The sequence below is a fragment of the Nonomuraea monospora genome (genome assembly GCF_039531895.1).
In the GTDB taxonomy this organism is placed as follows: Bacteria; Actinomycetota; Actinomycetes; order Streptosporangiales; family Streptosporangiaceae; genus Nonomuraea; species Nonomuraea monospora.
In genome coordinates this window covers 107,212-118,776 of record NZ_BAAAQX010000032.1, presented here as the reverse complement: position 1 = coordinate 118,776, position 11,565 = coordinate 107,212, and the positions used below count along the sequence as shown (strand labels likewise).

At 72.2% G+C, this 11,565-nt stretch carries 12 protein-coding genes; 7 read left to right on the top strand and 5 right to left on the bottom strand.

Going from position 1 to position 11,565, the window contains the following annotated elements:
- Positions 1-4: 4 nt before the first annotated feature.
- Positions 5-250: a DUF4235 domain-containing protein gene (locus tag ABD331_RS43905; protein ID WP_344488924.1), complete on the top strand. Its 246-nt coding sequence runs from the start codon at positions 5-7 to the stop codon at positions 248-250.
- 12 nt (positions 251-262) lie between these two features.
- Here the strand turns inward: ABD331_RS43905 and ABD331_RS43900 are convergent, their stop codons facing one another.
- Both ABD331_RS43900 and ABD331_RS43895 read right to left on the bottom strand, forming a co-directional pair.
- Positions 263-550 carry a hypothetical protein gene (locus tag ABD331_RS43900; protein ID WP_344488921.1) on the bottom strand — a complete coding sequence of 96 codons (288 nt, stop codon included), beginning with the start codon at positions 548-550 and terminating at the stop codon, positions 263-265.
- Between the two features lie 118 nt (positions 551-668).
- Positions 669-1,721: a LacI family DNA-binding transcriptional regulator gene (locus ABD331_RS43895; protein ID WP_344488918.1), complete on the bottom strand. Its 1,053-nt coding sequence runs from the start codon at positions 1,719-1,721 to the stop codon at positions 669-671.
- Positions 1,722-1,794: 73 nt separating this feature from the next.
- On the opposite strand from ABD331_RS43895, the gene ABD331_RS43890 reads away from it, so the two are divergent.
- On the top strand, positions 1,795-1,974 hold the full coding sequence (locus tag ABD331_RS43890) for a hypothetical protein (protein ID WP_344488915.1): 180 nt from the start codon (positions 1,795-1,797) through the stop codon (positions 1,972-1,974).
- 54 nt (positions 1,975-2,028) lie between these two features.
- Positions 2,029-2,622 (top strand): hypothetical protein, encoded by a 594-nt coding sequence (locus ABD331_RS43885; protein WP_344488912.1) that lies wholly within the window; start codon positions 2,029-2,031, stop codon positions 2,620-2,622.
- A 211-nt stretch (positions 2,623-2,833) separates the two neighbouring features.
- On the opposite strand, the gene ABD331_RS43880 is transcribed toward ABD331_RS43885, so the two are convergent.
- Entirely contained in the window at positions 2,834-3,670 is an 837-nt protein-coding gene (locus ABD331_RS43880; protein ID WP_344488909.1) for a D-alanyl-D-alanine carboxypeptidase family protein, read from the bottom strand.
- A 110-nt stretch (positions 3,671-3,780) separates the two neighbouring features.
- On the opposite strand from ABD331_RS43880, the gene ABD331_RS43875 reads away from it, so the two are divergent.
- The 3 genes from ABD331_RS43875 (at position 3,781) to ABD331_RS43865 (ending at position 6,919) form a co-directional block, all read left to right on the top strand.
- Complete coding sequence (locus tag ABD331_RS43875; RefSeq protein ID WP_344488906.1) at positions 3,781-3,987, top strand: YegP family protein; 207 nt, start codon at positions 3,781-3,783, stop codon at positions 3,985-3,987.
- A 140-nt stretch (positions 3,988-4,127) separates the two neighbouring features.
- A complete protein-coding gene (locus tag ABD331_RS43870) occupies positions 4,128-4,484 on the top strand; it encodes a VOC family protein (protein ID WP_344488903.1) in 357 nt (118 codons plus the stop codon).
- Between the two features lie 41 nt (positions 4,485-4,525).
- Entirely contained in the window at positions 4,526-6,919 is a 2,394-nt protein-coding gene (locus tag ABD331_RS43865) for an ATP-binding cassette domain-containing protein (protein WP_344488900.1), read from the top strand.
- A 19-nt stretch (positions 6,920-6,938) separates the two neighbouring features.
- On the opposite strand, the gene ABD331_RS43860 is transcribed toward ABD331_RS43865, so the two are convergent.
- The gene (locus ABD331_RS43860) at positions 6,939-7,469 is read right to left on the bottom strand and encodes a DedA family protein (RefSeq protein ID WP_344488897.1); all 531 of its coding nucleotides are present in this window, start codon (positions 7,467-7,469) and stop codon (positions 6,939-6,941) included.
- Between the two features lie 181 nt (positions 7,470-7,650).
- Here ABD331_RS43860 and ABD331_RS43855 point away from each other — a divergent pair, with 181 nt between their 5' ends.
- On the top strand, positions 7,651-8,160 hold the full coding sequence (locus tag ABD331_RS43855) for a hypothetical protein (RefSeq protein WP_344488894.1): 510 nt from the start codon (positions 7,651-7,653) through the stop codon (positions 8,158-8,160).
- Here ABD331_RS43855 and ABD331_RS43850 read toward each other — a convergent pair.
- Positions 8,129-11,530, bottom strand: coding sequence for an ATP-binding protein (locus ABD331_RS43850; RefSeq protein ID WP_344488891.1), 3,402 nt, complete (start codon positions 11,528-11,530; stop codon positions 8,129-8,131). The genes ABD331_RS43855 and ABD331_RS43850 overlap by 32 nt on opposite strands.
- Between the last annotated feature and the right edge of the window lie 35 nt (positions 11,531-11,565).

Sequence of the window (11,565 nt, the reverse complement as noted above, 5' to 3'; positions counted from 1 at the left end):
AGCCATGCACACCGTAGAGAAAGCCACGTCGCTGGGAATGGGCCTGCTGGGCGGCGTGCTGGCGTCCGCCCTGTTCAAGAGAGCTTGGAAGCTCGCCTCCGGTCAGGACGACGCCCCCGACGCCGACGACCTCGAACGCGGCTGGACGGAGATCCTCATCGCCGCCACCCTGCAAGGAGCGATCTTCGGCCTGGTCAAGGCCGCCGTGCACCGCGCCGGCGCGCAGACCTTCCGCAAACGGGGTCACTGAGGCGGGGCGCCCTCACGACTGGCCGTCCGTCAGCCAGTCGGGATAGCTGTCGAAGTCGTGGTTCACCGGCTGGCAGTCGATGGGGGCGCCGCCGCCGATGTACCGCTGCAGGGTGGGGATCTGCTCGTCCGTCGCGATGAGCGTGAGCTGCCAGACGGGCTCGTCGCGGTGGATCGGCTGGTCCGGAGCTTCTGTGATGTCGATCGACGTCGCCAGGCCCGCCAGGAGGATGCCGTGCGCGAGCTCGGCCGCCCTCTCGTGACTCTCGATCGTCATGCGGACCTCGAAGTATTCCGCCATGCGCTGTCGTCCTTATTCGGAGAGGTGTAGACCTCACGGTACCTGCGGAAACGAAGGAGAGGCCGGATTTTCACGGGGATTTCCCGGTTAGTTCGTGTCGCGGCCGCGGTTGCGCAGGTCAGGACGCCGGGGGCGGGGCGGTGGAGGTGCGGACGATCAGCTCGTACGGGAACAGCAGCCTCTCGGGCGCGGCCGTGCCGCCCGACAGGAGCAGCCGGCCCGCCGCCGCGCCCATCTCCTGCTTGGCCTGGCGGATCGTGGTGAGACCCGCCTCCTCGGCCGCGCTGTCGGAGAAGCCCACCACCGACAGCTCCTCGGGCACCTTCAGCCCCAGGTCGGCGGCGGCGTCGAGGACGCCGAGCGCCAGCACGTCGGTGTTGGTGAGTATCGCGGTCGGCCGCGGGTCGCGGCCCAGCAGGGCGTGGCCCGCCCGCCGCCCCGCCTCGCGCGAGTTGCGCGCCACCTCGTAGAACGGCACCCCCGCCCAGTCGAGGCCCGCCTCCTCGCAGGCCTGCTGGTAGCCCGCGCGCCGCGCCCGCATCGCCGCGAACGACGCCGCCCGCTGCCGCTCCGGATCGGCCCAGCCGGTGTGGCCGTCCTCGTGCAGCCCGACCATGGCCACCCCCAGGCGCCGGTGGCCCAGCTCCAGCACGTGCCGCGCCGCCGCGGCGCCCGCCGCCGGCTCGTCGATGCCGAGGAACGGGTGCCCCGGCACGTACGGCTCGTCCACCACCACGACCGGCAGCTTCCTGGCCAGCACCTCGGCCAGCGCCGGATGCCCGTCGGGCAGGGACATCACGCAGAACGCGTCCACCACCGCGTCCCTGACCGTCTCGCTGCGCCGGTCGCCGTGCGGCAGCGGCAGGATCAGCAGGCCGACGCCCGCGTCCTCGGCCGCGGTGGCCAGGCCCTGGAAGAAGCCGATCGCGTACGGGTCGGCGAACGCGTACGCCAGCGTCTCGCTGAAGATCAGCCCGAGCGCGCCCGCGCGGCCGAGGCGCAGGGAGCGGGCGGTCGGGTTGGGGCCGGCGTAGCCGAGCTCGTCGGCCACCTCCAGGATGCGCCGGCGCAGGCCGTCGCTGAGCTGGTCGGGGCGGGAGAAGGCGTACGACACGGTGGCCCGCGACACGCCGAGGCGGTCGGCGATCGTCTGCAGCGTGACCTTGGCCATGGGGCCACCGTATCGGAGACCTTGCCGAAGCCTTCTTAATTGATTAAGCTCTTAATTGATTAAGGAGGATCTGATGGATGCCATGCAAGTCCTCGCCCACCAGAGCGCGATGGGTCATCGGGGGTCGCTCGGAGCCGCCCTGCCGGGCGCGCCCAGGCAGCCGGAACGGGCTGCGGCCAAGGTGCGGGTGCGGCTGGCGTACTCGCTGCGGTGGACGGCCGACCGGCTGGATCCGGCGTGCCGGGCCGCCTGATGCTGCACAATGTGAGCGATCGGTTACAGAATCGCGTGCGGTAGCGGGGGCTCGATGAGCGTGGTCTGGATCATCGCGATGGCCGTCGGAGCAGGGCCGTGGGCGGCGGGGGCGACTGGGGCAGGGGGCAGTGCGGCGGGGCTGAGTGCGTCGGGGCCGTGGGTGGCGGGGGCGAGTGCGGCGGCGGACGTCGCGTTGAGCTGCGCCGTCGCCACGCCCGCCGACCGGCCGCTGGTGTTCGAGCCCAAGGTCGGTCTCGCGCCACGGCGGATCGAGGCGCGCGGGCACCTGGAGCTCACCGGCTGCACCTCACCCGACGGGACGGCCACCCTTCTGCGCTCGGGGTGGGGCACCGTGAAGGCCTCCGCCCAGGCGTCCTGCACCAGCGCCCGCCAGGTGCGCGGCAGTGCCGTGATCACCTGGTTCGGGGTGAACGGGCGGCCCGTCGGCACCTCCCGGCTACGTGTCAAAGCCGACCGGCTCGTGGCCCAGCACCCGGCCGACACGCTGCTGACCGGCACGGTGGCGGCGGGGTGGCTGGCCAAGGAACGCGTCAGGGGCGGCATCACACCCGCCACGGCCCTGCTCGGCTGCGCCACCCGGGGCATGGCCGCCCTTCCGGGAAGCGGCCGCATCGTCTTCGGCTGACCGCGCCCACCGCCCGGGCCCCAAGACGCAGCCGCTAAGCGAGCCTGTCACACGAGCCCGACACACGAGCCCGACAGGCAGGCCCGACACACCAGCCCGACACACCAGCCCGACACACCAGCCCGACATGCCGCCCTGACACGGCGAGCCAGTGCGCTGGCCCGTCAGCAGGTCGGTCGGTGGGCCGGTGTGCGTGCCGGCGGCGGGGCGGTCAGCCGAGGGCGATCTGCTCGCCCGCGTAGTCCAGCAGCTTCTCCGCCGTGGAGAAGCGCCGCTCGTTCCCGTCCCCCAGCAGCACGCCCACCACCTGGAGCCCGTTGCGCTCACCGGCGAACAGCAAGCAGTACCCGGCCGCGTTCGTGTACCCGGTCTTCACCCCCACCACCCCATCGGTCCTGGTCAGGAGCTTGTTCAGGTTGCGCCACGTGTGCGCCCGGTGCACCGCGGTCTTGCCCACCTTGTGCGTCCTGGTGCCTACGACGGTCGTGAAGGCGGTGCTCCGCAGCGCCGCCTGGGCCAGCCGGGCCTGGTCGACGGCCGTGGAGTAGCCGCCGTTGGCAGGGGTGGGCATGCCGTCGGCGTTGGTGTAGCGGGTGTCGGCGAGGCCGAGCTCGCGGGCCGCCCGGTTCATCTTGGCGACGAAGGCCGTCTTGCCCGGCCCGTAGTGGCGGGCCAGGGCGTTGGCCGCGTCGGCGCCCGAGGGCAGCATGAGCGCGTACAGCAGGTCCCTGGTGGTGAAGCGCTCGCCCTTGCGCAGCCCCGCGGTGGCGGCGCCGTTCTTGGCGGCGTACTTGACGTCGGTCGAGGTGATCGTGACGGTGTCGCTCAGACTGCCTTCGCGGAGCACGACGTACGCCGTCATGATCTTGACCAGGCTGGCCACCGGCACCCGCTTCGTCTCCCGCTTGCCGAGGTGGACCGTTCCTGCCGAGTCGATGACGTACGCCGCCTTGGCCCCCACGGTCGGCTCGTCCGCGGCCAGGGCGGGGGAGGAGACCCCCACGACCAAGGCGACCACGACAGAGCCCATCAAACGCCCAATACGCATGCCCATCATGTTGACAGAGACGGACGCGCCGTTTGCCTGACTTGCCCACGTGGCGGCATCAGATGGGGGTAAATCATTGATAGATCCGATATGGCGGGGGGCGGCGGGCCATGGCAGGAAGATTCATCATCAGTGAGGACGGTCAGGGCGGCTACCGGTTCGCGTTGGTCGCGAACAATGGGCAGACGCTGGCGGTCGGTGAGGGGTTTCCGAACAAGGTGGCCTGTGTGAACGGCATCGAGACCGTGCGCAGGAACGCCGCCGACGCCCCCATCGACGACCAGAGCGGCGCGGAAGCCACCGCCGAGACGGGCTGAGACCGAAAACGATCAGGGGCTGAGCGCCAACCGGTCAGGAATCGAGAAGCGTTCACTACCGCGCCCCGCCTAACCTGCGGATATGCCGCAATTCGACGGCATACACCGGGTCGGACGACCCATGACCGCAGGAGAACACCATGGCCGACTCTGCCACCCAGGGCATCAAGACCGTGCTGCACCCCGTATCCGACATCACGGCCGCCAAGGCGGTCTACACCGCCCTCCTCGGCTTCCCGCCCCAGACCGATGAGTCCTACTATGTCGGATTCGAGGCTGAGGGTCAGCACATCGGGCTGGTCCCGGGCGGCGCGGACCAGGGCATGACGGGGCCGGTGGCGTACTGGCAGGTGGCGGACATCGAGGCGAAGCTGGCCGAGGTCACCGCCGCCGGCGGCACGGTCAAGGACCAGCCGCGGAACGTGGGCGGCGGCCGCCTGGTGGCCACCTTCACCGACCCCGACGGCAACGTCCTCGGCGTGCTCCAGGACAGCTGAGCACCGACGGAGACCGCGAAGGCGTGACGGATGGAGACACGATGAGCACGGATACGACCACGAACACCCAGCCGGCCGAGCCGCACGTTGCCGACAGCCACGGCTTGATCCGCGTGCACGGTGCGCGCGAGAACAACCTCAAGGACGTCAGCATCGAGATCCCGAAGCGCAGGCTGACCGTGTTCACCGGCGTGTCCGGCTCGGGCAAGAGCTCGCTGGTGTTCAACACGATCGCCGCGGAGTCGCAGCGGATGATCAACGAGACCTACAGCGCCTTCGTGCAGGGTTTCATGCCGACGCTGGCCCGTCCCGACGTGGACGTGCTCGACGGGCTGACCACCGCGATCATCGTCGACCAGCAGCGGATGGGCTCCGACCCCCGCTCCACGGTCGGCACCGCCACCGACGCCAACGCGATGCTGCGCATCCTGTTCAGCCGGCTCGGGCAGCCGCACATCGGCTCGCCCAACGCGTACTCCTTCAACGTCCCCACCGTGCGGGCGAGCGGCGCGATCACCGTCGAGCGCGGCGCCAACAAGAAGGCGGAGCGGGCCACGTTCAACCGCCTGGGCGGCATGTGCCCGCGCTGCGAGGGCCGCGGCACGGTCTCCGACATCGACCTCACCCAGCTCTACGACGACTCCAAGTCGATCGCGGAGGGCGCGTTCACCATCCCCGGCTGGAAGTCGGACAGCTGGTGGACGGTGCGCACGTACGCGGCCTCCGGCTTCCTCGACCCGAACAAGCCCATCCGCGACTTCACCGAGCAGGAGATGCGGGACTTCCTCTACCGGGAGCCCACGAAGGTGAAGGTCGAGGGGTCCACGCTCACCTACGAGGGGCTGATCCCGAGGATCCAGAAGTCGTTCCTGTCCAAGGACCGGGAGGCGATGCAGCCGCACATCAGGGAGTTCGTGGACCGGGCGGTCACGTTCACCACCTGCCCCGAGTGCGACGGCACCCGGCTCAGCGAGGCGGCCAGGTCGTCGCGGATCGCCGGGGTCAACATCGCCGACGCCTGCGCGATGCAGATCACCGACCTGGTGGAGTGGATCCGCGGGCTCGACGAGCCCTCGGTGAAGCCGCTGCTCACCGCGCTGCTGCGGACGCTGGAGTCGTTCGTGGAGATCGGGCTCGGCTACCTGTCGCTCGACCGCCCGGCGGGCACGCTGTCGGGCGGCGAGGCGCAGCGCACCAAGATGATCAGGCACCTGGGCTCCTCGCTCACCGACGTCACCTACGTCTTCGACGAGCCCACCGCGGGCCTGCACCCGCACGACATCGAGCGGATGAACAACCTGCTGCTGCGGCTGCGCGACAAGGGCAACACGGTGCTCGTCGTGGAGCACAAGCCGGAGGTCATCGCGATCGCCGACCACGTCGTGGACCTCGGCCCCGGCGCCGGCGCGGGCGGCGGCACCGTCTGCTTCGAGGGCACCGTGGACGACCTGCGGGCCGCCGGCACCATCACCGGCCGCCACCTCGACGACCGGGCCGCGCTCAAGCAGGCGGTGCGCAAGCCCAAGGGCAAGCTGGAGATCCGCGGCGCGACCACGCACAACCTCCAGAACGTGGACGTGGACGTCCCGCTCGGGGTGCTCACCGTCATCACGGGCGTCGCGGGCTCCGGCAAGAGCTCGCTCGTGCACGGGTCCATCCCGGCCCGCGCGGGCGTGGTGTCGGTGGACCAGAGCCCGATCCGCGGCTCCCGGCGCAGCAACCCGGCGACGTACACGGGGCTGCTCGAGCCGATCCGCAAGGCGTTCGCGAAGGCGAACGGCGTCAAGCCCGCGCTGTTCAGCGCCAACTCCGAGGGCGCCTGCCCGGCCTGCAACGGCGCCGGCGTCGTCTACACCGACCTGGGGATCATGGCCAGCGTGTCGAGCACCTGCGAGGAGTGCGAGGGCAAGCGCTTCCAGGCCTCGGTGCTGGACTACCGGCTCGGCGGGCGCGACATCAGCGAGGTGCTGGCCATGTCGGTGACCGAGGCCGAGGAGTTCTTCGGCGCGGGCGAGGCGCGCACGCCTGCCGCGCACGCCGTCCTCGAACGGCTCGCCGACGTCGGGCTCGGCTACCTCACGATCGGGCAGCCGCTCACCACGCTGTCGGGCGGCGAGCGCCAGCGGCTCAAGCTGGCCACCCACATGGCGGACAAGGGCGGCGTGTACGTCCTGGACGAGCCGACGAACGGGCTGCACCTGGCCGACGTCGAGCAACTGCTGGGGCTGCTCGACCGGCTCGTGGACGCGGGCAAGTCGGTGATCGTGATCGAGCACCACCAGGCGGTCATGGCGCACGCCGACTGGATCATCGACCTCTCGCCGGGGGCGGGTCACGACGGCGGGCAGGTGGTCTTCGAGGGCACCCCGGCCGATCTCGTGGCCGCCCGCTCCACCCTCACGGGCGAGCACCTGGCTGACTACGTCGGAGCCTGAGCGGGTGAAAGGCGCGCCGTCAGGAGGCCAGGGCCTGGTCCTCGGCGGCGCGCCGCCGCTTCTGCCTGCGCCGGTGGACGAACCACCCGGCGCCGCCGACCACCACCACGGCCACGACCGCCGCCGTGACGGGCGACCGCCTGGCCAGCTCCATCCAGCCGAACACGGCCGCCGTGCCGCCGAACCACCACAGCGGCGCCCACGTCAGGCAGCCGAGCGCGCTGGCGACCACGTACCAGGGGTAGGACACGCGCAGCGCCCCCGCCACCCACGGCAGCGTGTGCCGCAGCATGGGCACCCAGAAGCAGCCGTAGACGGCCAGCGCGCCCCACCGCTCGACGACGTGCTCGATTTTCTGGATGCGCTCGCGGCCGACCTTGACGCCGATGCGGGAGTCGTACAGCTTCTCGCCGAGCTTGCGTCCGACCCAGTAGTAGACCTGGAACGCTCCGAACAGCGCCAGGATCAGGACGGCTCCGACGAGCCAGTACGGCAGCCCCAGCCAGAACGGCTCGCTCGGCGCGGGGACGGCGCTGACCACGTGCCTCATGTCCGGCCCACCACCCCTCCACAGACCTTAGGCCAGGCTTACCTTACCCTTCGAGTGCAGGCGAAAGCCACACCGAAGCCCGCATCCGGCCTGCAAGCCCGCCGCAAAAGGTGCAACCGGCCGACAACCAGCACTCAACCACCCACCCTCACTCTAGGGGTGAGCCAAAGGGGTGTTGAAGATGCCGACGAAGAGCGCAGCCGTCCTGACCAGCGGGACCGCGAACGCCGCCAGACTGTTCGTGGCGGCCCTGGCTTTCACCAGCGCGTACGTCGGCTTCTCCGCCTACAGTAACGCCAGCTCGGCCACGCAGCCCGCAGCCCAGGTCATCCTGTCGGCCCGCGAGCTGCCCGTCACCGCCCCCGCCGAGGAGATCGCCACGGCGGGCAAGGTGACGGTGGCCGTACTGACCGACGGCGGCCCCGGCTGCACCAAGTCCTACGTCGCCCGCAGCCGCGTGGTCAGCCCCGACCCGTCGGGAGCCGCCTTCTACCGCTGGAGACTGCTCCGCTGGAGCCCGTCGGCCAAGGTGTGGCGCACCTACCTGGCCGAGCACGACGGCTTCGCCGCCCCCGAGCGGACGGTCGAGTGGCGCCCCCAGGTCACCGGCAACCCGGGATGGTACCGGGTCGAGCTGGAGGTCGAGGGCGCCGAGACCGTCAGGAGCGACCGTTTCCAAGCGAGCTGCTGACCGACTGGCGCGCCGCCTCCACCCAGCGCGGCACGCCCACCCGCTCGGCCACCACCAGGGCCTTCTCGTAGTGCTCGCGCGCCGCCTCCGGCTGCCCGAGGCGGATGGCCAGGTCGCCGAGCGTCAGCGCCACCGGCCACAACGCCACCACGCCGGTGCCCGCGCCCGCCACCCGGTCGGAGAACGGCTTGAGCTTGTCGTAGCAGTCGACCATCCGCTCCCGGTCGTCGAGCAGCATCCCGGCCAGCGCCCGCCAGGTCATCGCCAGCTCGTACAGGAAGTCGGGCCGTACCGGCGGCCTGGTCGCGGCCACCGCCTTGGCGTCCTTCTGGTGCCCGGCCGAGGCCAGGGCCAGCGCGTACGCGTCGAGCGTCCACTTGGCGCCCCGTGAGTGCGCGTCGGCCAGCAGGTCGACCATCTCGGCGGCCCGCCCCGCCACCAGGTGCAGGCAGAACCTGGTGATCAGCGGCAGGTCCTGGCGGCCCTCCAGCATGCCCACCCGCGCGGTCATCCTGGCCGCGTCGGCGTAGGCCCGCTCGGCGCCCTCGTAGTCGCCGGCGATCATCAGCCGCTGGCCGGAGTACCAGACGACGACCGCGGCGGGCGCGGAAAGGTCGTACTGCTTGGCCAGGCGGTCGGCCGCCGCCGCGTGCTCGTCGGCCGCGCTGAACTCGCCGCGCGCCGCCGCGCACTCCATCAGCACCAGGTGCGCCAGCGCCTGCGTGGCCATCTGCCCGGAGAGCTGGGCGACCTCCAGCAGCTCCCTGCCGATGCTCTCGCGGGTGTCGACGGCCGGGATGTCGTACGACTGCCGCAGCCGCCCGCTCAGCGCCGCCGCGATCAGCGTGGGGTCACCGCTCTGCCTGGCCAGCTCCAGCGCCTCCAGCGACGCCTGCCTGCCCCGCTCGGGCGAGGAGGAGCCCTCCAGCTCCAGCGCCAGCGTGGTGAGCAGACTGGCCCGCAGCCGCTGCTCGCCCGCCGGCAGCTCCATGAGCGCCTTCTCGGTGACGTCCACGATCTCCCACGCGGTGCGGGTGAAGTCGCGCGCCATGCCCTTGTGCGGCACGGCCAGCGACGCCGCCACCTTCGCGGTGATCTCCAGGTCGCCCAGCGGCAGCGCGGCGTCCATGGCCTGGCGCCGCAGCAGCCGGGCCGCGTGCATGTCGCCGCACAGGGCCAGCGCCCTGATCTGGCGCAGCATGAGCCGCAGCCGCTCCTTGGCCCGCTCGGGCCGCTGCTCGCCGCTCTGGTCGTCGCCGCGCGAGCGGTCGAACGCGGCGATGGCCTGCTCCCACAGCGTGGCCGCCTCGCGGTGCGCGAAGCGCCGCTCGGCCTGCTCGGCCGCCAGGCCCGCGTAGTGCACCGCCTTCTCGGCGGCGTCGGCCAGGTAGTAGTGGTGGGCCAGCGCCGCCACGTCGGACGGCGCGCGCTGCTCGATGACCGAGGCGACGGCGGCGTGCAGCCGGGTGCGGCGCAGCCGGGAGGCGTCGGAGTAGATGGTGTCGCGCACCAGGTCGTGGTCGAAGCGCAGCATCCCGGGGCCGGGCTCGGTGACCAGGCCCGCCAGCAGCGCCGCCTCGACGGCCTCGATCACCGACTCCTCGTCGACGGCCACCGCGACCAGCACGTCGAGGTCGACGTCGCGGCCGATCACCGCGGCCTGCAACAGGATCTGCTGCGCGCCGGCGGGCAGCCGCGAGATGCGCCGCCGCAGCACGTCGCGCACCCCTGAAGGCACCTGGGAGAGCACCTCCGTGGCGCTGGCCCGGTCGGCCGCGCCCTCGGCGTCGAGCAGGCGCACGGTCTCGCGGACGAAGAACGGGTTGCCGCCGGTGCGCTCGACGATCGACTCGACCGCGTCGTCGTCGATGTCGCGTACGCAGGTGGCCTTGACCAGCTCGGCCACGGCCTTCGGGTCGAGCCCGGACAGCCCCACCCGCACAGGCCCCAGCCTGGCCAGGGAGGCCAGCACGTCGGACTGGCGGTCGTCCAGCTCGCTCTCCCTGCACGTGACCACGAGCAGCACCCGGCTGGTCGCCAGCAGGCTGGGCAGGGCGCGCAGCAGGGCGAGCGTCTGGTCGTCGGCCCAGTGGAGGTCTTCCAGGGTCAGCAGGACGGGGCCGCGCCTGGCCACGCCCGCCAGGTAGCCGCCGACGGCGCGGTGCAGCCGGAAGCCGCCGGACGCCTCGTCCTCGTCGGGGTCGGGGGCGGCGTCGTCCAGCAGCGGCGCGAGGAGCTGGGCGTACTCGCCGGCGCCCGTCATGCCGATGAGCGTGCGCAGGATCTCCACCCAGGCCCAGCCGGGCGGGGTGGCGCTGGAGTCGGGGCAGGCGCCTGAGGCGGTGGTCCAGCCGTCGGAGCCCAGCCTGCTCTCCAGTTGGCGCAGCAGCGTGGTCTTGCCCGCGCCGGCGACGCCGGTCACGATCGCGACCTGGAACCGGCCGGTGCGCGACGCGGACGTGGTGAGCCTGGTCAGCTCGGCGTCGCGGCCGACGAACGGCTCGGGCTCCAGCGGCGGCGGCTCGATGGGCGCGGCGGGACGCGGCGGCCAGGTGTCGCTGACCGGCGCGGGGGAGCGCTGCGCCCGCGCGGGCGGGGGCGCCAGCTCCAGCTCGGGCGCCTGGGCCAGGATGTCGGACTCCAGCTTGCGCAGCGCGGGGCCGGGGTCGATGCCGAGCTCGTCGGCCAGGATGTTCCTGGCGCGGCGCAGCGCGGCCAGCGCGTCGCCCTGCCGGCCGCAGCGGTAGAGGCCGAGCGCCAGCAGCCGCCAGCCCTCCTCGCGCAGCGGGTGCTCGGTGGTGAGCGCCTCCAGGTCGGGCACGGTCTCGGCGTGCAGGCCGAGCCGCAGCCCCGTGTCGGCGTGCCGCTCGCGGGACACCAGGCGCAGCTCGGTCAGCCGGTTGACCTCGGCCTCGGCCCACGCCTGGTCGGCGAAGTCGGAGTAGGGGGTGCCGCGCCACAGCCCGAGCGCCTTCTCCAGGCGGTCGCGGGCGGACTGCGGGTCGCCCTCCTCCAGGTGCTCGCCCGCCGCGCGGACGAGCTGCTCGAAGCGCAGCGCGTCGACCTGGTCGGGGGCCACGCGCAGGGCGTAGCCGGACGCGACCGTCACCAGCAGCCGGTTGGGCCCGCCGCGCGGGCGGCCCGGCTCCAGCACCCGGCGCAGCCGCGAGATGTAGACCTGGAGCCCCGACTGCGCGCCCTTGGCCGCGTCGTCGTCCCACAGATCGTAAAGAAGCGTGTCAACCGGAACGACCTGACCCCTGGCCACGAGAAGTCGGGCGAGGACGGCCCGCTGCCGCAACCCGCCGAGGTCGAGTTCGTCGTCGTGTTCGTACGCCTCGACTGGCCCCAGAACTCGGAACGCCACCATGTCAGCCGCCACGCTATGCGGGCCTGCGAATCACG

What these genes read in the sequence shown, in the direction of transcription:
- ABD331_RS43905 (WP_344488924.1), top strand. Translation starts at nt 5, where the DNA reads ATGCACACCGTAGAGAAAGCCACGTCGCTGGGAATGGGCCTGCTGGGC.
- ABD331_RS43900 (WP_344488921.1), bottom strand. Translation starts at nt 550, where the DNA reads ATGGCGGAATACTTCGAGGTCCGCATGACGATCGAGAGTCACGAGAGG.
- ABD331_RS43895 (WP_344488918.1), bottom strand. Translation starts at nt 1,721, where the DNA reads ATGGCCAAGGTCACGCTGCAGACGATCGCCGACCGCCTCGGCGTGTCG.
- ABD331_RS43890 (WP_344488915.1), top strand. Translation starts at nt 1,795, where the DNA reads ATGGATGCCATGCAAGTCCTCGCCCACCAGAGCGCGATGGGTCATCGG.
- ABD331_RS43885 (WP_344488912.1), top strand. Translation starts at nt 2,029, where the DNA reads ATGAGCGTGGTCTGGATCATCGCGATGGCCGTCGGAGCAGGGCCGTGG.
- ABD331_RS43880 (WP_344488909.1), bottom strand. Translation starts at nt 3,670, where the DNA reads ATGCGTATTGGGCGTTTGATGGGCTCTGTCGTGGTCGCCTTGGTCGTG.
- ABD331_RS43875 (WP_344488906.1), top strand. Translation starts at nt 3,781, where the DNA reads ATGGCAGGAAGATTCATCATCAGTGAGGACGGTCAGGGCGGCTACCGG.
- ABD331_RS43870 (WP_344488903.1), top strand. Translation starts at nt 4,128, where the DNA reads ATGGCCGACTCTGCCACCCAGGGCATCAAGACCGTGCTGCACCCCGTA.
- ABD331_RS43865 (WP_344488900.1), top strand. Translation starts at nt 4,526, where the DNA reads ATGAGCACGGATACGACCACGAACACCCAGCCGGCCGAGCCGCACGTT.
- ABD331_RS43860 (WP_344488897.1), bottom strand. Translation starts at nt 7,469, where the DNA reads ATGAGGCACGTGGTCAGCGCCGTCCCCGCGCCGAGCGAGCCGTTCTGG.
- ABD331_RS43855 (WP_344488894.1), top strand. Translation starts at nt 7,651, where the DNA reads ATGCCGACGAAGAGCGCAGCCGTCCTGACCAGCGGGACCGCGAACGCC.
- ABD331_RS43850 (WP_344488891.1), bottom strand. Translation starts at nt 11,530, where the DNA reads ATGGTGGCGTTCCGAGTTCTGGGGCCAGTCGAGGCGTACGAACACGAC.